At 41.3% G+C, this 21,608-nt stretch carries 13 protein-coding genes; 9 read left to right on the top strand and 4 right to left on the bottom strand.

Features of this window, described 5'->3' with window-relative positions:
• Positions 1–3: 3 nt before the first annotated feature.
• Genes LMH66_RS07115 through LMH66_RS07105 form a run of 3 tightly spaced genes read right to left on the bottom strand, consistent with a single transcriptional unit; the run spans position 4 to position 7,488 of the window.
• On the bottom strand, positions 4–3,114 hold the full coding sequence (locus tag LMH66_RS07115; protein WP_229369065.1) for an efflux RND transporter permease subunit: 3,111 nt from the start codon (positions 3,112–3,114) through the stop codon (positions 4–6).
• The gene (locus tag LMH66_RS07110; protein WP_229369064.1) at positions 3,111–6,386 is read right to left on the bottom strand and encodes an efflux RND transporter permease subunit; all 3,276 of its coding nucleotides are present in this window, start codon (positions 6,384–6,386) and stop codon (positions 3,111–3,113) included. The genes LMH66_RS07115 and LMH66_RS07110 overlap by 4 nt, the downstream gene beginning before the upstream one ends.
• Positions 6,387–6,396: 10 nt before the next feature.
• Entirely contained in the window at positions 6,397–7,488 is a 1,092-nt protein-coding gene (locus tag LMH66_RS07105; RefSeq protein ID WP_420709407.1) for an efflux RND transporter periplasmic adaptor subunit, read from the bottom strand.
• Between the two features lie 460 nt (positions 7,489–7,948).
• Between LMH66_RS07105 and LMH66_RS07100 the strand changes: the two genes are divergently transcribed.
• On the top strand, positions 7,949–8,392 hold the full coding sequence (locus tag LMH66_RS07100; protein WP_102528520.1) for a GNAT family N-acetyltransferase: 444 nt from the start codon (positions 7,949–7,951) through the stop codon (positions 8,390–8,392).
• A 1,766-nt stretch (positions 8,393–10,158) separates the two neighbouring features.
• Here LMH66_RS07100 and LMH66_RS07095 read toward each other — a convergent pair.
• The gene (locus LMH66_RS07095) at positions 10,159–11,445 is read right to left on the bottom strand and encodes a citrate synthase (RefSeq protein WP_102528519.1); all 1,287 of its coding nucleotides are present in this window, start codon (positions 11,443–11,445) and stop codon (positions 10,159–10,161) included.
• 416 nt (positions 11,446–11,861) lie between these two features.
• On the opposite strand from LMH66_RS07095, the gene sdhC reads away from it, so the two are divergent.
• The 8 genes from sdhC to sucD all read left to right on the top strand — a co-directional run bounded on the left by sdhC (position 11,862) and on the right by sucD (position 21,447).
• The gene (sdhC, locus tag LMH66_RS07090) at positions 11,862–12,257 is read left to right on the top strand and encodes a succinate dehydrogenase, cytochrome b556 subunit (protein WP_102528518.1); all 396 of its coding nucleotides are present in this window, start codon (positions 11,862–11,864) and stop codon (positions 12,255–12,257) included.
• Positions 12,251–12,598: a succinate dehydrogenase, hydrophobic membrane anchor protein gene (sdhD, locus tag LMH66_RS07085; RefSeq protein WP_229369063.1), complete on the top strand. Its 348-nt coding sequence runs from the start codon at positions 12,251–12,253 to the stop codon at positions 12,596–12,598. Before sdhC ends, sdhD begins: the two co-directional genes overlap by 7 nt.
• Complete coding sequence (gene sdhA / locus LMH66_RS07080; RefSeq protein WP_229369062.1) at positions 12,599–14,365, top strand: succinate dehydrogenase flavoprotein subunit; 1,767 nt, start codon at positions 12,599–12,601, stop codon at positions 14,363–14,365. It abuts the gene before it with no gap.
• Positions 14,366–14,376: 11 nt separating this feature from the next.
• Positions 14,377–15,084: a succinate dehydrogenase iron-sulfur subunit gene (locus LMH66_RS07075; protein ID WP_102528515.1), complete on the top strand. Its 708-nt coding sequence runs from the start codon at positions 14,377–14,379 to the stop codon at positions 15,082–15,084.
• Between the two features lie 208 nt (positions 15,085–15,292).
• Complete coding sequence (sucA, locus tag LMH66_RS07070; RefSeq protein ID WP_102528514.1) at positions 15,293–18,115, top strand: 2-oxoglutarate dehydrogenase E1 component; 2,823 nt, start codon at positions 15,293–15,295, stop codon at positions 18,113–18,115.
• Between the two features lie 27 nt (positions 18,116–18,142).
• Positions 18,143–19,330 carry a 2-oxoglutarate dehydrogenase complex dihydrolipoyllysine-residue succinyltransferase gene (gene odhB, locus LMH66_RS07065; RefSeq protein ID WP_229369061.1) on the top strand — a complete coding sequence of 396 codons (1,188 nt, stop codon included), beginning with the start codon at positions 18,143–18,145 and terminating at the stop codon, positions 19,328–19,330.
• Between the two features lie 78 nt (positions 19,331–19,408).
• Positions 19,409–20,575, top strand: coding sequence for an ADP-forming succinate--CoA ligase subunit beta (sucC, locus tag LMH66_RS07060; RefSeq protein WP_102528512.1), 1,167 nt, complete (start codon positions 19,409–19,411; stop codon positions 20,573–20,575).
• Complete coding sequence (gene sucD / locus LMH66_RS07055) at positions 20,575–21,447, top strand: succinate--CoA ligase subunit alpha (RefSeq protein ID WP_102528511.1); 873 nt, start codon at positions 20,575–20,577, stop codon at positions 21,445–21,447. Before sucC ends, sucD begins: the two co-directional genes overlap by 1 nt.
• Positions 21,448–21,608: the final 161 nt, after the last annotated feature.

The raw sequence follows: 21,608 nt of genomic DNA, 5'->3' as shown, positions 1-21,608 counted from the left end.
TTATTAAGTCCAAGGTAGCAGTTTTTTAGCCCGTTTGTCAGCTAAACCTAATTTAACAGAAGATTGATAACGGATTCGGTATAAGGCTTGGTAACACAAAGGCACCAAATACAAACTGGTGACAGTTGAGAAGCTTAAACCACCAATAATCGCTATTGCCATTGGTGAGTATGGTGGCCCGCCGCCACCAATTTGGGTGTCGCCCATAGCTAATGGAACTAGCCCTAATACCGTAGTTGCTACCGTCATTAACACTGGACGTAAGCGGGTAATACATATTGATTTAATCGTAGCTGACAGGTCAGTTAATTTGGGTGTCATTTGGTTTATTTGATCGACCAACACAATGCCGTTGTTTACAACAATTCCCATCAAGATTAGGATACCAATCATGGCCATCACTGACATTGGTGTGCCTGAAATCCATAATGCCCAAAACACCCCAGTAATCGAAAACAAAATCGAACTGATAATCGCAGTTGGAAGCAACAGTGATTCAAATAGCGCTGCCATTACGATGTAAATCATGGCTAATGCCAAAATCATGTTAACCGCCATGATCGATTGGTCTTCATCTTGACGTTGAAAACCGCCTCGCAGGCTGTAGTCATATCCATAAGGAAAATTAACATTCTGCATGACTTTTTCGATTTGTTCTTGGGCTTCCTCGGTAGTGATTTCGTTAACGTTTGCGCCAATAGATAATGCGGTTTGACGGTTATAATGCCTAATAGTGTCAAAGCGTGGCTGAATGGTTATTTCAGCTAAGTTATCTAAACTGTAGACGCGCTCTCCTTGACGAATAATAGGCAGCTGTTTTAGTTGTTCTAAAGAACGTTGCCAGCTTTTATCGTAAGCTAACTCTATACGTAACTCGCCGTTTGGATCATGTCTAAATGAGCGCAGTGGGGTTCCACGCAGTGCCATTGAAATGTGAGAGGCAACTTCGTTGAGTTTTAAATCTAAACGAGCGGCCATTTCACGGTTTATAGTCACAATCACTTCTTGCTGAGCCGCGTTCACTTCTGAGCGCACGTCTTCAAGCCCTTCAATGGCACTTAATAGCGGCACCACTTGCTGGCTTAAGGTAATTAACTCAGAGGTAGAGCGACCCGTTAAAGTGATCCTTAAACCAGAGTTTTCATTTCCCCAGCCAAACTGTGGCGTAGCTGCGGCGTACTTAGGAAAACCTTCTCGAATGGTTTTCTTTAGTTCTGACATTGGAGTTTCAATGTTTTTTTGCAGCAAAATTGTGGTTTGAATACTGTCAGCTGAATAGTAGCTATACACAGAATCAATCATGAAAGCTTCTTTATTGCCATAAAGGTAGTCTTCCATTTGGTTAATCATCGCTTCAGTGACTTTTAGGTTATGTCGACCTTCTAATTGATAATTGATATATAAACGGTCATTTCCTTCGCCATCAGATTGATCTTGTTTAACTAAATTCAAAGGCAGGGCAGTTGAAACCAGTATCAATACTGCTAATACCCCTGAGATTTTTGAATGGGCCAATACCCAGGTCAAACTGCGCTGATAATAACGCTGCAGTCTGGATTCTTTTTCTTCGGTTTCAATTTCAAAGTGCAATTTGGTCAGCATTAGTGGTATTAGGGTTTTCGCCACCAATAATGAAGCCGCAAGTGAAATACAAATGGCGATAGCTACGTGCTCAAGGAAGATAGTCAGTTCAACTTTAACGCCAACAATATTCGGTAAAAATACAATAGCTGTAGTTAAAGTGCCGGCAAGTACGGCCAAAGCAACTTTTTCAACGCCTGTGAGAACAGCAGATTCGTTTGCTTTTTGACATTGAGGCTTAGTATCTTCTTGGCCTGTTAAGCCATTGCGTTGTTTTTCCTGCAATACGCTTTCGGTAACCACAACCGCATTATCAATCAGCATACCCACCGCTAATAACAGTCCCATCATTGATAGAATATTTAAGCTGTAACCCAGTAAATACATACCAGCCAGAGTCATACAAATTGAAATGGGTACTGACGATACCACGACCAAGGTCATTTTTAAGTTACGTAAAAACAGGTATAACACGCCAAAAGATAAGAAGGCACCGATTAAGCCCGAGATTAATAAGTCTTGCAGTGAGGACTTAACGCCATAAGCTTGGTCCTCCATCACAAATAGCTTAATGCCTTGGAATTGTTGATCTTGTTTAGTTTGCTCAATTACCTTTAATACACGTTCAGAAACATGGACTAAATTAGCGCCAGATTCTTTAAATACATCTAAGCCCACAGCGTATTTTTGATCTAGATGACGACCTTCAAAAGGTTCTGGCAAAGTAAATTTAACCGAAGCAATATCGCCAAGGGTTGTGTTGGTATTGAGTTTAACCGCTTTGATATCTTCTAAAGATAAAAACTCACCTTTAGGCGACACCTGAAATACCTGGTTATTGTTACGAACCGTTCCCGCACTAATAACAAAGTTTTCAAGTTGCAGACGTTGTCTCAGTTCTGATGGGTTAATCCCAGATGCGGCTAACTTATCAGCATCAAGACGAATTTCAATCTGCTTTTGGTCAACGCCATATAAGGTGACCTTCGACACGCCTTCGATTCGCTCAAGAGGTTTACGTAATTGTTTATCCAGCAAATCAAATGCATTGGATAATTCACGCTCACTTGAAATACGAATGGTAAGCACTGGCATATCAGCAGTTGAAAACTGCTGAATAAAGACGCGCTCGACATCTTTAGGCAGTAAATGCCTTACTGAATCAATTTTCTCACGGGCTTCAAGGCTTTTTGTCGCGACATCTTCACCCCATTTCATATTCAGCTGAATGTTGGCGCCATCTTGAGAAGAGTTTGAGCGGACTTCTTCAATACCGCTCATGGTGGCTAAAGACTCTTCGAGCACGCGAGTGATATCACGCTCCACCTCAGCAGGTGTTGAGCCTTTATATGGCACATTGACTTGTATTTGTGGAATGTCGATACCAGGGAACATTTCCAGTGGCAGCAAGCGACTTGATGCCATTCCAAATAATAAAATAGCAAGAAAGAACATGCTGGTGGTCACAGGTCTTTTAATCGCGAGCCTTGTGATACTGAAACCTTGTTGCTCTGTGTTAGTCTCTTGACTCATGACTGACCCTCCGTAGTAAGTGTAGAGGTCGCATCAGAGTTCGACTGTTCCGAAGCCTTTTGTTGATAATCTTTTTTATCAAAAATGCCATACAGGGCAGGGATAACAAGCAAGGTCAGCATGGTTGACATACTTAAGCCAAATATCACAGTAATTGCCATTGGCGCTCGAATTTCACTACCATCACCGACACCAATTGCCATCGGTAATAAACCGAGTGTGGTGGTTAAGGTCGTCATCATGATTGGACGAAGACGTGATTTGGCAGCTGTGCTAATGGCTTGATCTTTCTCGATGCCTTCTTTACGTAACTGGTTAATTCTATCGACTAATACAATGGCGTTATTGACCACAATACCGGCTAACATAATTAATCCGATAAACACCACCACGCTAATATGGGTGCCAGTGATAAACAAACCAATCACACTTCCGCCAACTGCCATAGGCACTGCCACTAGGATTAATAGTGGATGCAACAAGGATTCAAATTGACTCGCCATCACCAAGTACACGAGGAACACCGCTAAAATAAGGGCGATTTTTAATGACTCAAAAGAGTGTTCCATTTCTTCGTTTTGGCCACCAAAGCGCGCTTGGATAGAAGAGGGGAACTGCTGTTGATTAAGGATTTGCTGCGCTTCCTTTACCGCTTCACTTAAATCACCATAACTTAAGTTTGCCGACACAATAGCCACACGTTGTTGGCTGACACGGTTAATCGCCGATGGACCAACTTGTAGCGATACGTCAGCAACGGCGCTCAGTGGTATAGCATGTTCACTATTGGGGTTGATAATTAATGCATTAACATCCTCAATGTTGTTACGTTCTGCTAATTCGCTGCGCACTAAAATATCCACTTTGCGATCGCGCACAGTATATTGACTGGCAATCGTGCCGCCAACGCGGTGGGCGATACGGCTCGCAACTGTTGGCGCATCTAAATCAAGTGCAGCTAGCCGTGCGTGATCAAAACGAATACTGATCTCAGGTTGACCATCACGAAGTGAAGTATTGATATCGCTAAATCGGTTTGATTGCGACAACGCTGAGACGAGTTGATCGCCACTGTGTTTTAGCTGAGCTAAATCATAACCAGACAGCTCGATTTCTAATGGCGTTTTAAAGCTAAATAACTCAGGATGCTCAATTTTTGCATCCAATGCCGGAATACGTCTTGCTGTTTCACGTAAAGTGGCCGCGACGCTGTCAAAAGCGTGCGTGTTTTCTAGTACCACTTGAAGACGTCCCCAGTTTTCACCACCGCGGGCAGTATCTGAAGTCATCAAGCCACCACTCCCCGCTTGGCTAAAGGTGTGCTTAACATCTTCGTTGTCACTGATTGAATAGGCGAGTTGCTCTAGTACTGCATCAGTTTTTTGTACTGCTGTGCCTGGTGGTAATAGGATTTCGACGTAAAACTCACCTTGATTCATCGGTGGGATAAGCTCTACGCCTAATCTCGGGAATAAACTTCCTGCGCCAAGAGTTAACATAACTGCGATGATGACTGTGACGACTTTATGAGACATGGCATGCTTTAAAACACCATGATAAATTCTTTCAATAAAGCGATAGAAAAAATTAAACCCTGCACTTAATGGACGCATTACCAGACTGAATAACCACGAGAAGAATCGCGTGAAGATAATGACCAAGTTCAGTAGGGCATTGGGTAAATAGCTCAGTAGTACTTTAAATGGAAAGCCAAGTATCATCGCTGCGTAATAGGCAATCTTACCTTTTGTTGTCGTGGGTTTTGCTTTTGGCGCTTCAGTGACTTCTTCAGGTAATTGAGTAAAGCCTTGGCGTGATGCCAGCATTGGAATGGCGGTTAACGCTACAAACAGTGAAGCTAAAAGAGCAAAAGTTACAGTTAAGGCTTGGTCTGAGAAAAGTGCCCCTGCAATACCGTCGACAAACACAAGGGGAACAAACACGGCCAGCGTGGTTAACGTTGAAGCAAAAATCGCTCCTGCCACTTCTTTACTGCCTTTTACAGCTGCATCTAGCCTTGCTAAGCCTTGGGCTTTGTAACGGTCAATGTTTTCTAATACCACAATCGCATTGTCGACTAATAAGCCAATAGCTAAGGCAATACCACCCAGTGACATAATGTTTAAACTGATTTCAGCAAAATACATCATGTTAAATGTGGCGATGACAGAGAAGGGGATCGAGATTGAAATGATTAAGGTGGCAATAATGTCACGCAAGAATAAATAAATTACCAACATGGCAAGCAAACTACCAAATAATGCTGCTGCGGTAACTTCACTCACCGCACTTTGAATGAACTCAGATTGGTCATAAATGACTTTTAACTGGTTTTCTTCAGATTCAGCATTGATGTTATTCAGCTCTGCTTGTATTTTCTGCGCCACAGAAACCGTATTGGCATCGCCTTCTTTATAGATAGCCAATTCGATAGATTCTACATCACCAATACGAGTGACATCACTGCGCTCTTTATAGCCATCGACAATGTCTGCCACTTCTCGTAAACGGATCAAGGTTTGGCCGTTACGATAAACTATGACATCTCGTAGTTCTTCAAGAGAGTTAAACTGGTTTAAGGTTCTAACTAGGTATTCTTTATCACCTTGAATCACTTTGCCAGCTGATAAATTAATGTTTTCTTCATTAATACGACGTTTGATGTCATCGGCATTAAGATTTAATTGCTGCAGTTTTTGTTGGTTTAACAAAATATGCACTTCTTGTTCTAACCCGCCCGATAACCTGACCGCAGCGACGCCAGAAAGCGCTTCAAGACGACGTTTAAGTTCCTCTTCTGCGAAGGTCCTCATGCTTTTTAACTGGGTTTCGCTTGCATCAGGTACAGACAAAGCTAAACGCATTATCGGATCTAAATTAGGGTTAAAGCGAAGTAGTAATGGTTTATTGATGTCTAATGGCAGCTCAATAGTGTCGATTTTTTCGCGCACTTCAAGGCTTGCCATATCCATATTGGTGCCCCATTCAAACTCAAGCACAACATCTGACATGCCTGAGCGTGAAATAGAACTGATTTTACGTAAGCCTTTAACCACACCGACTGCTTCTTCAATCGGTTTCGAGATGAGTTGCTCTACTTCTACAGGCGCAGCGCCATCATAAGCGGTGCGCACTGTGACGCTTGGGTAGCTTAAATCAGGTAATAATTTCACTGCTAAGCGTGTAAACCCGACCATGCCAAATAGCATTATGGCGAGCATAAACATCCACACGGTAACTGGACGTTTAACCGAGGTATTAATCAATGACATAATGGCTTCCTTACTTAGCGTTTAGACTGTTTTTGGCATAAGAAAGCGGGGTAATAATTTCAACTAATGATTGATCTTTGAGGTTCTGTTGGCCATGGATAACAATCTGTTCTCCTTGGTTAACCCCTGATATTATTTCGACCTTATCTTTTTCACGATACCCTAGGCGTACTTCGCGGCGGGTTGCTGTGTTATCTTCAATAACATACAAGGCTTGGGTATCATCTTGATTAATAATGGCATTGAAAGGCACTGTTACCACATCTTCATGAGTGTCGTATTTTAGCTCTACGCGAGTGAACATGCCTGCTTTAAGGTTTGCTTTAGTATTATCAATGGCGATAGTGACTTTAAATGTGCCACTTTGTGCATCGACAATCGGGCTAATACGCAGCACATTTGCAATAATTTCATTGGCTGTTGATTGCTTGCCACTGTTTGAATATTGATTGCTGATTTTAGCTTGTTGACCTAAACGCAGGCAGGTTAATTGCTGCTCTGGTAAGTGAACAATGCCGTGAAGTTCGTCTTGATTGACGATATAAAATAGTTCTTCAAACTCTTTAGCCATATTGCCTTTCTTCACATGTCGCATGGCTACGATGCCATCAATGGGTGACACGATTTGGCTTTCTATGACATGTAGCTCTGCTAAATCACGCTGCGCGATAGCCGCTTGTAGGTTGAACTCTAATTTGGCCATTACATCTTGGCTGACAAATTCTTTGTTTTTCATTTGCTTTAAACGATTCAATTCTTGTTCAATGATCTGAACTTCTGCTTGCGAACGTTTGTAATCGTAGTGCTGACGTTTAGCATCTATGGTTGCTAAAGCCTGTCCTTTAGTGACGCGATCACCTTCTTCAACGTTAATTTCTTCAATTAAGCCCGCAATTCGAGTAACGACATGGGCTTCTTCTGGCGCTTCCAGTGTTGCAGTTGTGCTATAAAATGAAGACACATTTCCCTGGGTGACTTGTGAAACTTCTACCGGGACGGCGTATTTTTCTTCTTCTTTGGTTTCTTCTTCTTGACCGGTGCAACCACTTAAACCTGAAGTCAGTGCTGCAATACAAAGTAGTGGGATTGTCATTTTTTTCATGCTGATTAACCTATCCATGGGGTACCTGCCAGTTCAATATTTTTGAATTAATGACGCTTGAGAAAGTTAAGTCTGAAAGGTTAACTTGTAAACGTCACGTTATCATTTGTAACTAATGTTTAATTTCAACTAACAAAGCACTAACTATGCCAGTTTTTAAAGTTGTTTAAAATCAGATGCTTAGCGTGCGCAGGTTACTTATTTAGGTATGGTTAATATTATTATGTAGTGAAAATGTTTAATTTTTGGTGTGAATGACAAATTTAACTCTGATCGAAATTTATTCAGTTTGGGCTGACGTTGTGTAACTTTTCAGGTAAGTTAACTATCTAAAGGAAATCAAACAGATGTTAAGACTTACTGTCATTTGTTTGGCAAAGCTTGAGTCATAGCTTGTGTTAAATCATTAGTGGCAATATAAAGCCAACATTAATATGGCTGTAGATATAAGGAGACTGTTTTGAAGATCATTCAAGCAACGATTGAGCAATTAAATTTGGTTACAACCTTATTCGATGAGTATCGTCAATTTTATGGGCAAGCTGCAAACATAGAGCAATGTAAAAAGTTTATTAAAGAACGTTTAATCGAGAGTGACTCAGTGATTTTTATTGCAACCAATGAAGAAGGTGAAGGTTTAGGGTTTGTTCAGCTTTACCCAACGTTTTCGTCAGTTGCGATGAAGAGAATGTGGATTTTAAACGACATGTTTGTTGCGACAGCCGCAAGACAACAAGGTGTGGCTAATAAATTACTCAAGCAAGTGGATTTATTTGCGCAATATACTGATGCTAGTACCGTTAAATTGGCTACTGCTGTAGATAATGATGTGGCTAAGGCTTTATATGAGTCACTTGGCTACACCAAAACCACCGCTTTTGATCACTATACAAAAGCATTTTAATTGGCGTTATCAGGCTAACGTATATAAATTAGAACTTACGTGCTGAAAATCTTTATTCCGGTTAAGGCAGGCATTAGCTTTGCAATGCTTGGCTTAACGAAATGCTTTATGGGAAGTTAGTTAAATAATCAATGCGATAATAGTTAAGCTATGCCTGTAACATCTGCTGTTTATATCAAAGCTATTAAGTAAACTTGAGTTTCGCTTAAAATGTAATCCGCTTTTAATCTAATTGTACTTACCAATACTTAATCAGTAATAGTGAATATAACCTGGTCTGCTGATTAATCATTTAAACTAAAACTAATCCGATTTTAAGTAGAAGCCAAGCTGAGTTAAAGACACTCTAATGAGACTTCCGTATTTGGGAGTCTTTGCTTTTTTGAGCTGGGTTTATAGATAAAATCGCGATAGACGGCTAATTCGGTCAGTTATTTTGTCAGTTTGTTGATGATTAAATTCACCATCTTACTGGTTAGCTATGGAACTAGTGCTATTACGTATAGAGTTTATGGCTCATTTTTAAAGCAAAATACCAATTTAAAGGCTGTTACAGAGACTATTTTCACTTTTTTAAAAAATAATTGAATTTTTAATCATTTATTTTTGTGCGCTAATACTGAGCGTTCTGCACTTAAATTGCACAAAAGCCGTTAAAATCTCAACTTAAATTTTTAATCGCTTATTTCAATGACGACATTTTTCTATTTCTAATTGGGTATAAAAAATGCAGACTTTTAATTTACTGCCATGACTAAGAGCATTTTTATAATTATGATTACATTCTTATAACCAAATAGAATAAACATTACGTTTATAACGTCGTTTTTATGGTCGAATTACCAAGATGGTGCAGTTATGGCTACGTTTTTTTATCTTTTTGGTGAATATTCATTCATTATTTAATTTGTTGTTTGTTATAAAGGTTGTGAATTGGTCAGTTAGGTTTGTTGGTTTGGTATGTCCTTTATTAGTATTGGTAATATGGCTATTGGCGTTTGGTGATGCATGATTTTATTATTGGTAATGTGAGTTTTGCTGTCTTTACTTAGCGTATTCATACCGCTCTTAACTAGAGACTCATGATGTGTAGTTATGGGAGTGACCTTAAGAACAAACCAAGTATTTATCACTTTAGCTATTCGTTAACTCTTTTTTCTAGCTCTTGTTCTAGCTCTTGTTCTAGCTATTTTAATGGCTTTTTAATAGACAGGGCTCACGCACTTAACGTTTTGTATTGAGGCGATATGCGGCGTTATAACTACATCGGAAAAGGTTAACGGGTTGTTTTAAGCTTTTAAACTGCAATTGAAAACTAATTAATCCAAGGCTAAGCACTATTAATCTCATAGATATATTTGGGTGTAAGTAGTTAATAAGTAGAGGGTTAGGCTTTTTAAGGTTTTGTGGGTTTTGTGGGTTTTGTTGGTTTGATTGCAGTGGAGCTGTATTAGCTGTGCTGAAATAGATCTACAAAAATAGAGCTGTTGAAATAGATAAACTAATTTAGTGGTGTGATTCTTATAAGTGTGATGGTTATAAGTGTGATGGTTATAAGTGAGAGTAAGTTAAAAACGAGTAACCTTTTTTAAGAATATAGAGGCTTGCCTTTGATCAATTCATTGTACGGCCTAGTTTTACTATAAATGATGTTGGTTCGAACTGCTGTATGCAACAGCTTCATGCAGATGTTTATAATAAATGTTCGCAAAAAATATGCATAAAAAAAGCGCCCATTAAGGCGCTTTTTATTAAACGATAAAGATTTATCGTTTATCTAAGCTGACAAAATCACGGTCTTCAGAACCAGTGTATAACTGGCGTGGACGGCTAATTTTGTGACCTGGTTGGTCTAACATTTCTTTCCAATGTGCAATCCAACCAACAGTACGTGAAAGTGCGAATAACACTGTAAACATACTCGTAGGAATACCGATTGCTTTCATGATGATCCCTGAGTAGAAATCAACATTTGGATAGAGTTTCTTAGATACGAAATATTCGTCTTCTAATGCAATACGTTCAAGTTCCATTGCTACGTCTAGTAGAGGATCTTGAACATTAAGTTCAGCTAAAACTTCATGACAAGTTTCACGCATTACTTTTGCACGAGGGTCGAAATTCTTGTAAACACGATGTCCGAAGCCCATTAGGCGGAACGGATCAGCTTTGTCTTTCGCACGAGCAATAAACTCAGGAATGCGGTCAACACTGCCAATTTCTTCAAGCATGTTCAAACAAGCTTCATTAGCACCACCATGAGCTGGACCCCATAGTGAAGCGATACCCGCTGCAATACATGCAAATGGGTTAGCACCTGATGAACCGGCTAAACGAACTGTTGAAGTTGATGCATTTTGTTCATGATCTGCGTGTAATACAAAGATTCTATCCATTGCTTTTTCAACAACTGGATTAACTTTGTACTCTTCACAAGGAACAGCAAACATCATCGACAAGAAGTTACCTGCGTAACTTAGTTCGTTGCGTGGATAGACGAAAGGTTGGCCAATTGAATACTTGTAGCACATTGCTGCAATCGTTGGCATTTTAGAAACGAGGCGGAAAGCCGCAATTTCACGATGTTTTTCATCATTTACATCAAGAGAATCTTGGTAGAACGCAGATAATGCACCAGTAACGCCACAAAGCATTGCCATTGGGTGTGCATCACGACGGAAGCCTCTAAAGAAAGAAGCTAATTGTTCATTAACCATTGTGTGGTTTTTTACCATTGATACAAACTCTTCGTACTGAGTTTTGCTTGGTAATTCACCGTATAGCAACAAGTAACAAACGTCTAAATAGTTAGATTCAGTAGCTAACTCATAAATTGGATAGCCACGGTGTGTAAGCACACCTTTTTCACCATCAATGAAAGTAATCGCAGACTCGCAAGAGGCTGTCGCAAGAAAACCAGGATCAAAAGTGAAATGACCTGTCTTTCCTAATTTACTGATATCGATTACGTCAAAACCAGCAGTTCCCTGCTTGATTGGCAATTCGATTGAATCGTTCCCCGGTAACTCTAATTTGGCTATATTGTCAGCCATACCCCGTTCTCCTTACTTCATTCTTTTCTGTGAGTGCGGCATGTTAAGCGGACATTACTTTACAGTGAATCGTGATCACATTTCAATTTAAATAAGCGTTTAAATTTATTAGACCATGGTATAAACCTTGCTAGACGCCTTGCCAGCGTTGGCCTAGAAAGAAAAAAAATGCAAAAAAACAAATTTTGCATAGTGTGACGTTTGTATTTGACAATGGGCTTGAGTATACTTGGCCTCGCCCACAAAGGGCGACAAACATCACATTTTTGAAATCCTTTTGTACCTAGCTAAATTAGTGATTTCTCAAATAGTTAAGTGTTTGATAGTAGTCTGTTAACTTTCAACAATTTGTTTACATAAGTAGTTTCATGTATCAAATGGAAGCAAAGCAAGATGAATAATAAAAATAATGCTCAATGGAGCTGAGTGAGCAGAACGTGAAAAAGCAAAGACCTGTCCATATAGACCTACAGACCATTCGCTTTCCTGCAACAGCGATTGCGTCAATTCTTCACCGCGTATCCGGTGTCATTATGCTGTTTGCTGTCGGTATTCTTATTTGGATGCTAAATGAATCTTTAGCATCGCCTGAGAGTTTCGCTGGCCTACAATCTCTTTTTGATAACTTGCTGGTTAAGTTTGTTATCTGGGGAATTCTTACTGCGTTGGGTTATCACTTAATCGTTGGCTTACGTCATCTGATTATGGATACCGGCCGTTGGGAAGAATTAGCCTCAGGCTTAGCATCAGCAAAAATCGCCTTTGTTCTATCAGCGGCGTTTTCAATCATTGTGGGGATTTGGGTATGGTAACCAATGCAGCAAGCCTTGGACGCAGCGGTGTTCATGACTTTATTTTAATCCGTGCGAGTGCCGTGATTTTAACCTGTTATTCCATTTTTATGGTTGGTTTTATTGCATGTAGCGCCCCTTTAACTTACGAAATTTGGCATGGTCTTTTTAGTACCTTACCAATGAAAGTATTCACTTTATTGGCACTTGTTGCTGTATTAATTCACTCGTGGATTGGTATTTGGCAAGTTCTGACTGATTACGTGAAAAACGTTTCAGTACGTGGACTACTTCAGTTCGTATTTGTCGTAGCAGCTTTTTGTTATCTTGCTGCAGGCATCATCATAGTGTGGGGTGTTTAAGTGGCTATTCCAGTACGCGAATTTGACGCAGTAGTGATCGGCGCTGGTGGCGCTGGCATGCGAGCGGCTTTACAAATTTCAAAAGAAGGTAAGAGCTGTGCGCTTTTATCTAAAGTGTTCCCAACACGTTCTCATACCGTATCTGCGCAGGGTGGTATCACCGTTGCACTAGGTAATGCGCATGAAGATCACTGGGAACAGCACATGTACGATACTGTTAAAGGTTCTGATTTTATCGGTGACCAAGAAGCTATCGAATTCATGTGTAAGACAGGTCCAGAAGCGGTTATCGAACTAGAGCAAATGGGTTTACCTTTCTCTCGCTTTGAAAACGGCACTATCTATCAACGTCCGTTTGGTGGCCAATCAAAGAACTTTGGTGGCGAACAAGCGGCACGTACTGCAGCTGCAGCTGACCGTACAGGTCATGCTTTGCTTCATTGCTTATACCAACAAAATGTAAAACACAAAACTGAAGTGTTTTCTGAGTGGTATGCATTAGATTTAGTTAAAAACGATGACGGCGCAATTGTGGGTTGTACTGCAATTGAAATCGAAACTGGTGAAATTGTTTACTTCAAATCGAAGGCAACAATTTTAGCAACAGGTGGTGCAGGGCGTATTTACGCTTCTACTACTAATGCTCACATTAACACTGGTGACGGTGTTGGTATGGCAATGCGCGCTGGTGTTCAGATGCAAGACATGGAAATGTGGCAGTTCCACCCTACGGGTATTGCTGGTGCTGGTGTACTTGTAACTGAAGGTTGTCGTGGTGAAGGTGGTTATCTTTTAAATAAAGATGGCGAACGTTTCATGGAACGTTATGCACCTAACGCAAAAGATTTAGCCTCTCGTGACGTTGTTGCGCGTTCAATGATGACAGAAATTCGTGAAGGTCGTGGATTAGATGGTCCACTAGGCCCGCATTGTTTACTTAAGCTTGATCACTTAGGTAAAGAAACATTAGAAGCACGTCTTCCTGGTGTTTGTGAACTTTCTCGTACGTTTGCGCATATTGATCCAGCAGATGGTCCAATCCCTGTATTGCCAACATGTCATTACATGATGGGTGGTCTACCCGCTAAAGTTAGTGGTCAAGTTGTTCGTCAAAACAACGATGGCACTGAACAAGATATCGTGGGTTTATTCGCTGTAGGTGAAATTGCTTGTGTATCAGTACACGGTGCAAACCGCCTTGGTGGTAACTCGTTACTTGATTTAGTGGTATTTGGTCGTGCAGCAGGTCAACATTTAGGTAAAGCCCTAGATGAGACAGCTGACCCTAAAGAGCCTTCTGACGCGCAAATTTCTGCATCTCTTGATCGTCTTAATCGCTGGGAAAGCAATAAAGATGGTGAAGATCCTGCCGTTATTCGCAAAGACTTACAGTTATGTATGCAACTTAACTTCTCTGTATTTAGAAGTGGCGATGCAATGGCTGAAGGCCTTAAAGAGCTTAAGAAGATCCGTGAACGTTTAGCGAATGCTAAGTTGTCAGATAACTCTTCAGAATTTAATACTCAACGTATTGAATGTTTAGAGCTAGATAACTTAATGGCAACCGCAATTGCGACAGCTTACGCTGCTAACTTCCGTACAGAAAGCCGTGGTGCGCATTCACGTGAAGATTTCTTAGACCGTGATGATGAAAATTGGTTATGTCACAGTGTCTTTGACCCTGAAACTGAACAAATGACTAAGCGAGAAGTGAACATGGAGCCTAAGCTTCGTGCCGCATTCCCGCCTATCAAGCGTACCTACTAGGAGTCGTTGAGATGAAATTGGAATTTGCAGTTTATCGCTACAATCCTGATGTAGATGCTAAGCCTTATATGAAGGATTACAGCTTAGAAGTGGAAGAAGGTACCGATATGATGGTACTGGATGCACTGATGAAGCTGAAAGAGTTAGACACGTCGTTATCTTTTAGACGCTCATGCCGTGAAGGTGTTTGTGGTAGTGATGGCGTTAACATGAATGGTAAGAACGGTCTTGCGTGTATCACGCCTGTTTCTACCTTCAAAGGTAAGAAAATTGAAATTCGTCCTTTACCAGGCATGCCTGTGGTACGAGATTTAATCGTCGACCTAACTCAGTTCTATACTCAGTATGAAAAAATTAAGCCGTTTCTTATCAATGATGAGAAAACTCCGGCTCGTGAACATTTACAGTCACCAGAAGAGCGTGCTCATCTAGATGGTTTGTATGAATGTATCATGTGTGCTTGTTGTTCTACTGCTTGTCCATCATTCTGGTGGAACCCTGATAAATTTATCGGGCCAAGTGGTTTACTCCATGCATATCGCTTCTTAATCGATAGCCGCGACACTGCGACTGAAGAACGTTTATCTGGTCTAGACGATGCTTACAGTGTATTCCGTTGTCACGGTATTATGAACTGTGTTGATGTTTGTCCTAAAGGGCTAAACCCAACTAAAGCTATTGGCCATATTAAGTCAATGCTTCTGAAGCGAGCAGTATAAATGCACAGTGTAGAGCTTAGATTATCGCTTAAATAGCTCTTGATGAGAGCCATCTTCATCATTGAGGATGGCTTTTTGTGTGTATTAGGAAGACCTTTGTATTTAACTCTATAAAATTATATAGTTAGATACGATTCGATTGCGGTGCACTAGGTATCGTAATTATGATTATGGCGAAGCACGTGTATCAAGTTTGTAAGGAAAAGTAATGCACCAAGGCATCATGAAAGCTTGGCTCGAATCGTCACATTTGAGTGGCTCAAATTCGACTTACGTAGAAGAGATGTACGAAGCCTATCAAGAAGATCCAAGTTCAGTTTCTGCTGATTGGCAAGTCGTTTTTGATAATCTCCCTGCGGTAAACGGTACTTCTCAAGATATACCTGAAGCTGCACACTCTAAAGTACGTGATTATTTCCGCAGTTTAGCATTAGAAAGTCGTGCCAAAGGCGCCAGCCGTGTAACCGACCCTGAATTAGATGCTAAGCAAGTTAAAGTTCTCCAACTTATTAATGCTCACCGTTTCCGTGGACATCAAAATGCTAACCTAGATCCATTAGGTTTATGGCAGCGTGAAGCAGTACAGGAATTAAACCCTGCATTTCACGGTCTTGATGCTGAAGACATGCTACGTGAATTCAATACGGGTTCATTTGCATACGGCAGTGACACATTAAAATTAGCAGACATTGTTCATGCCCTTAAGAGCACATATTGTGGTTCTATCGGTGCTGAATACATGCACATTACCGATACGGATGAAAAGCGTTGGATTCAACAACGTCTTGAACCATCTTTAGGTAAAGCAAATTATGACAACTCCACTAAGAAACGTATCTTAGAAGGCCTAAACGCTGCTGAAGGTATGGAAAAATACCTTGGCGCGAAATTCCCAGGCGCAAAACGTTTCTCACTTGAAGGTGGTGATGCTTTAGTCCCAATGATGCGTGAGATTTTATATCGCGCAGGTGAAGCGGGCACCAAAGAAATCGTCGTAGGTATGGCTCACCGTGGTCGTCTAAACGTGTTAGTAAACGTTTTAGGTAAGCGTCCTGCTGAGTTATTTGACGAATTCGCAGGTAAGCATGATGAAATTCAAGGTTCAGGTGATGTTAAATATCACCAAGGTTTCTCATCAGATTTTGAAACGCCAGGTGGCAATGTTCATTTAGCGTTAGCATTTAACCCTTCACATCTTGAAATCGTTAACCCAGTGGTTATTGGTTCAGTTCGTGCTCGACAAGATCGTCGCGGCTGTACAGACGGTTTACAAGTGATGCCAATCACCATTCATGGTGACTCGGCAATTACAGGTCAAGGTATCGTTCAAGAGACATTCAACATGTCTCAAGCTCGTGGTTTTAAAGTTGGCGGTAGTATTCGTATCGTTATCAACAACCAAGTTGGTTTCACAACTTCAAACCATGAAGATGTACGTTCAACTGAATACTGTACCGACATTGCGAAGATGGTTCAGGCACCTATTTTCCACGTAAATGCTGACGACCCAGAGGCTGTCGCCTTTATTTCGCAGTTAGCTGTGGATTACCGTAACGAATTCAAACGTGATGTGGTGATTGATTTAGTTTGTTATCGCCGTCATGGCCATAACGAAGCTGATGAGCCGAGTGCTACACAGCCGTTGATGTACGCAAAAATCAAAAAACATCCAACGCCACGTAAGATTTATGCGGATCGCTTAATCGAAGAAAGCAGTATTTCTGCTGATGACGTGACAGGTTTAGTCAACACTTACCGTGACTCGTTAGATGCGGGTGATTGTGTGGTTAAAGAATGGCGCCCAATGACACTGCATACAGTGGACTGGACGCCTTATTTAAACCGTGAGTGGGATGAAAGCTATCAAGCATCGATGAAACTTGAGCGTTTAAATAATTTAGCGCAGAAAATTGTCGATATCCCTGAAAGCCATAAGCTTCAGTCGCGTGTTGCCAAGATATATAAAGACCGTGTCTCAATGGCGAATGGTGAAAAACCATTGGATTGGGGTTTTGCTGAAACCTTAGCTTATGCGTCTATCTTAGAAGATAACAAACGTGTTCGTATTACTGGTCAAGACTCAGGTCGCGGTACTTTCTTCCATCGTCATGCTGTATTGCATAATCAAAACGACGGTACCACTTATTTGCCATTACGTAATGTGGCTGATGAGCAAGGTGAGATTGATATTATTGACTCAGTATTATCAGAAGCATCAGTATTAGCATTCGAATACGGTTACGCAACTGCAGAACCTGGCGGATTGACCATCTGGGAAGCGCAGTTTGGTGACTTCGTTAACTGTGCTCAAGTGGTAATCGACCAATTCTTATCATCAGGTGAACAGAAGTGGGGCCGTTTATGTGGTCTAACTATGCTGCTACCTCATGGTTATGAAGGCCAAGGCCCAGAGCATTCATCTGCTCGTCTAGAACGTTTCCTACAACTATGTGCTAACCATAATATGCAGGTGTGTGTTCCTTCAACACCGGCTCAGGTTTATCACATGTTGCGTCGTCAAGTTGTACGTCCTATGCGTCGTCCTCTTGTGGTGATGTCACCTAAATCATTACTGCGTCATCCGTTAGCTGTGTCATCACTTGATGAACTTGCAAATGGTGGTTTCCAGAGTGTAATTGGTGAACTTGATGCATTAGACGCGAGCAAGGTTGATCGCGTTGTCTTCTGTAGCGGTAAAGTTTATTTCGAGTTGCTCGACAAACGTCGCAAACAAGAAATCGAAAATGTTGCTATTTTACGTGTGGAACAACTGTACCCGTTCCCACAAGAAGAAATGCAAGCAGCACTTGCTGAATATCAGCATGTTAAAGATTTTGTATGGTGTCAGGAAGAACCGCAAAACCAGGGTGCTTGGTATTGTAGCCAACATCATTTCTGGGCAGCGATTCCTGCAGGCGCACAATTAACTTACGCTGGTCGTGAAGCATCTGCTGCACCAGCTTGTGGTTATCCGGCTCTGCATGCTCGCCAGCAAGAAGAATTAATCAATAGCGCATTAAAACTGTCGTAATAAAATTTATAAAAAGGAAAGCTTTCCATGAGTATCGAAATTAAGGTACCCGTTTTGCCAGAATCAGTTGCTGATGCGACTATCGCGACATGGCATGTGCAACCTGGAGAACAGGTTTCTCGTGACCAGAATCTAGTTGATATTGAAACTGATAAAGTGGTTCTAGAAGTTGTTGCGCCAGAAGATGGTTCTCTAAGTGAAATACTATTCCCAGACGGTGAAACCGTTCTTGGTGAACAAGTTATTGCTAACTTTGTTGCTGGTGCAGTTTCAGGCCAAGAAGTAACGAAAGCTGAAGCTGAAGCTGCTGCTCCTGCTGCAGAATCTGATGAGTCAAATGATGCACTAAGCCCTTCAGTACGCCGTCTAATTGCAGAGCATAATATTGATGCAAGCAAGGTAAAAGGCAGCGGTGTTGGTGGGCGTATCACTAAAGAAGATGTTGAAGCATTCGTTAAGTCAGCTCCAGCAGCGAAACCTGCAGCAGCGCCTGCGCCTGTAGCACCTTTAGAAGGTCGCAGCCAAAAACGTGTTCCTATGACGCGTTTACGTAAGACGATTGCTAATCGCTTACTTGAAGCTAAAAACTCAACGGCAATGTTAACGACGTTCAACGAAGTCAACATGCAACCAATCATGGACATCCGTAAGCAGTATCAAGAAATCTTTGAAAAGCGTCACGGTATCCGTTTAGGTTTCATGTCTTTCTACGTGAAAGCGGTAACTGAAGCGCTTAAGCGTTTCCCTGAAGTTAACGCGTCAATTGACGGTGATGAAATTGTTTATCACAACTACTTCGACGTCAGTATTGCGGTATCAACACCACGTGGTCTGGTTACCCCAGTATTACGTGATACAGATACAATGAGTCTTGCTGAAATCGAAAAGAATGTTCGCGAATTAGCCCTTAAAGGCCGTGATGGTAAATTATCAGTTGAAGATATGACTGGTGGTAACTTCACAGTGACTAACGGTGGCGTATTCGGTTCATTGATGTCGACTCCGATTTTAAACCTTCCACAAAGCGCAATCTTAGGCATGCATGCTATCAAAGATCGCCCAATGGCTGTGAATGGTGAGGTTGTTATTCAACCTATGATGTACCTAGCATTATCTTACGACCATCGTATTGTTGATGGCCGTGAGTCAGTTGGATTCTTGGTTGCTATTAAAGACTTCCTTGAAGACCCAACACGTCTATTGCTTGACCTGTAAGAGTCAACTAGACAGTACCCTCGTAGCTGGCTCATAAGAGCCAGTAGGATTTTTTAAGAAGTATATGGATAGATCATCATGAATTTGCATGAGTATCAGGCAAAATCCTTATTTGCCGAATATGGTTTACCAGTTTCAGAAGGCTTCGCTTGCGATACAGCCCAAGAAGCGGTAGAAGCTGCTGGTCACATTGGCGGTAATATGTGGGTTGTTAAGTGTCAAGTACACGCAGGCGGCCGTGGTAAAGCAGGTGGCGTTAAAGTTACCGGCGATAAAGAAGAAATCAGAGCATTTGCTGAAAACTGGTTAGGTAAGAACTTAGTGACTTACCAAACTGACGAAAAAGGCCAGCCGGTTGCTAAAATTTTAGTTGAAAGCTGTACTGATATCGCAAACGAATTATACCTTGGTGCAGTTGTTGACCGTGCAACACGTCGTGTTGTATTTATGGCATCAACTGAAGGTGGCGTTGAGATTGAAACTGTTGCTGAAGAAACTCCTGAGTTGATTCACAAAGCAATCATCGATCCATTAGCAGGTCCACAGCCTTACCAAGCACGTGATCTTGGCTTCAAGTTAGGTTTAAACCCAACTCAAATGAAGCAGTTCACTAAAGTGTTCATGGGTCTTGCTAAGATGTTCGAAGACCATGATTTCGCTTTACTTGAAATCAATCCGCTTGTTATCACTGACGAAGGCAACATTCACTGTCTTGATGGCAAAATTGGTATCGATGGTAATGCTTTATTCCGTCAACCTAAAATCCGTGAATTCCACGATCCATCACAAGATGATGCTCGTGAAGCACATGCAGCTAAGTTTGAACTTAACTACGTTGCACTAGACGGAAATGTTGGTTGTATGGTTAACGGTGCAGGCCTAGCAATGGGTACTATGGACATCGTAAACTTACACGGTGGCAAGCCAGCTAACTTCCTAGACGTAGGCGGTGGAGCAACTAAAGAACGTGTTGCTGAAGCATTCAAAATCATTCTTTCTGATTCAAATGTTAAAGCCGTTCTTGTTAACATCTTTGGCGGTATAGTTCGTTGTGACATGATCGCAGAAGGTATTATCGGCGCTGTGAAAGAAGTTGGCGTTGAAGTACCCGTTGTTGTTCGTCTTGAAGGTACTAACGCTGAATTAGGTCGTGAAGTTCTTGCAGGTTCTGATCTTGATATCATCGCAGCTGTATCATTAACTGATGCTGCTGAGAAAGTTGTTGCTGCTGCGGAGGGCAAATAATGTCCGTATTAATTAACAAAGATACTAAAGTTATCTGTCAAGGTTTCACTGGCGGCCAAGGTACTTTCCACTCTGAGCAAGCAATTGCTTACGGTACTAAAATGGTTGGCGGTGTTTCTCCAGGTAAAGGCGGTCAAGTTCATTTAGGCCTTCCTGTCTTTAACACTGTTAAAGATGCTGTTGCTGAAACAGGCGCTACTGCTTCTGTTATCTATGTACCAGCCCCTTTCTGTAAAGATGCTATCTTTGAAGCAATCGACGGTGGCATTGAGCTAATCGTTTGTATTACTGAAGGCATCCCTACGTTAGATATGCTTCAAGTTAAAGTTAAGCTTGAAGAAACTGGCGTTCGCATGATCGGTCCTAACTGTCCAGGTGTTATCACTCCGGGTGAATGTAAGATTGGTATTATGCCTGGTCACATCCACAAGCCTGGTAAAGTGGGTATTGTTTCTCGTTCTGGTACATTAACGTACGAAGCGGTTAAGCAAACTACTGATGAAGGTTTCGGCCAATCTACTTGTGTAGGTATCGGTGGTGACCCAATTCCTGGTACTAACTTCATCGACGTATTGGAAATGTTCCAAAACGATCCACAAACTGAAGCAATCGTAATGATTGGTGAAATTGGTGGTACTGCTGAAGAAGAAGCTGCTGAATACATCAAAGCTAACGTAACTAAGCCTGTTGTATCTTACATTGCTGGTGTTACTGCACCAGAAGGTAAGCGTATGGGCCATGCTGGCGCAATTATCGCTGGCGGTAAAGGTACTGCTGAAGATAAGTTTGCTGCATTAGAAGCTGCTGGCGTAAGCACCGTTCGCTCTTTAGCTGACATTGGTAAAGCTTTACGTACTAAAACTGGCTGGTAATTCAAGCTGGAAATAACTGTTTGCTAATAACAGTTAATTGATTAAAAGGCGCCTTGGGGCGCCTTTTTTGTTGCCTATAGATTAGCATTAAACAATATTCGTTTGATCCAATCTAGCCTAGGTATTCTCGATATGTTTTAATCAAAGTAATGTAAACATTA

Origin of the sequence: Shewanella sp. 10N.7, from assembly GCF_020806285.1 — a bacterium.
In the GTDB taxonomy this organism is placed as follows: domain Bacteria; phylum Pseudomonadota; class Gammaproteobacteria; order Enterobacterales; family Shewanellaceae; genus Shewanella; species Shewanella electrodiphila.
This window is presented reverse-complemented; position numbering and strand designations above follow the sequence as displayed.

What these genes read in the sequence shown, in the direction of transcription:
- LMH66_RS07115 (WP_229369065.1), bottom strand. Translation starts at nt 3,114, where the DNA reads ATGAGTCAAGAGACTAACACAGAGCAACAAGGTTTCAGTATCACAAGG.
- sucC (WP_102528512.1), top strand. Translation starts at nt 19,409, where the DNA reads ATGAATTTGCATGAGTATCAGGCAAAATCCTTATTTGCCGAATATGGT.
- LMH66_RS07110 (WP_229369064.1), bottom strand. Translation starts at nt 6,386, where the DNA reads ATGTCATTGATTAATACCTCGGTTAAACGTCCAGTTACCGTGTGGATG.
- sucA (WP_102528514.1), top strand. Translation starts at nt 15,293, where the DNA reads ATGCACCAAGGCATCATGAAAGCTTGGCTCGAATCGTCACATTTGAGT.
- sdhD (WP_229369063.1), top strand. Translation starts at nt 12,251, where the DNA reads ATGGTAACCAATGCAGCAAGCCTTGGACGCAGCGGTGTTCATGACTTT.
- sucD (WP_102528511.1), top strand. Translation starts at nt 20,575, where the DNA reads ATGTCCGTATTAATTAACAAAGATACTAAAGTTATCTGTCAAGGTTTC.
- LMH66_RS07075 (WP_102528515.1), top strand. Translation starts at nt 14,377, where the DNA reads ATGAAATTGGAATTTGCAGTTTATCGCTACAATCCTGATGTAGATGCT.
- sdhC (WP_102528518.1), top strand. Translation starts at nt 11,862, where the DNA reads ATGGAGCTGAGTGAGCAGAACGTGAAAAAGCAAAGACCTGTCCATATA.
- LMH66_RS07095 (WP_102528519.1), bottom strand. Translation starts at nt 11,445, where the DNA reads ATGGCTGACAATATAGCCAAATTAGAGTTACCGGGGAACGATTCAATC.
- odhB (WP_229369061.1), top strand. Translation starts at nt 18,143, where the DNA reads ATGAGTATCGAAATTAAGGTACCCGTTTTGCCAGAATCAGTTGCTGAT.
- LMH66_RS07105 (WP_420709407.1), bottom strand. Translation starts at nt 7,488, where the DNA reads ATGAAAAAAATGACAATCCCACTACTTTGTATTGCAGCACTGACTTCA.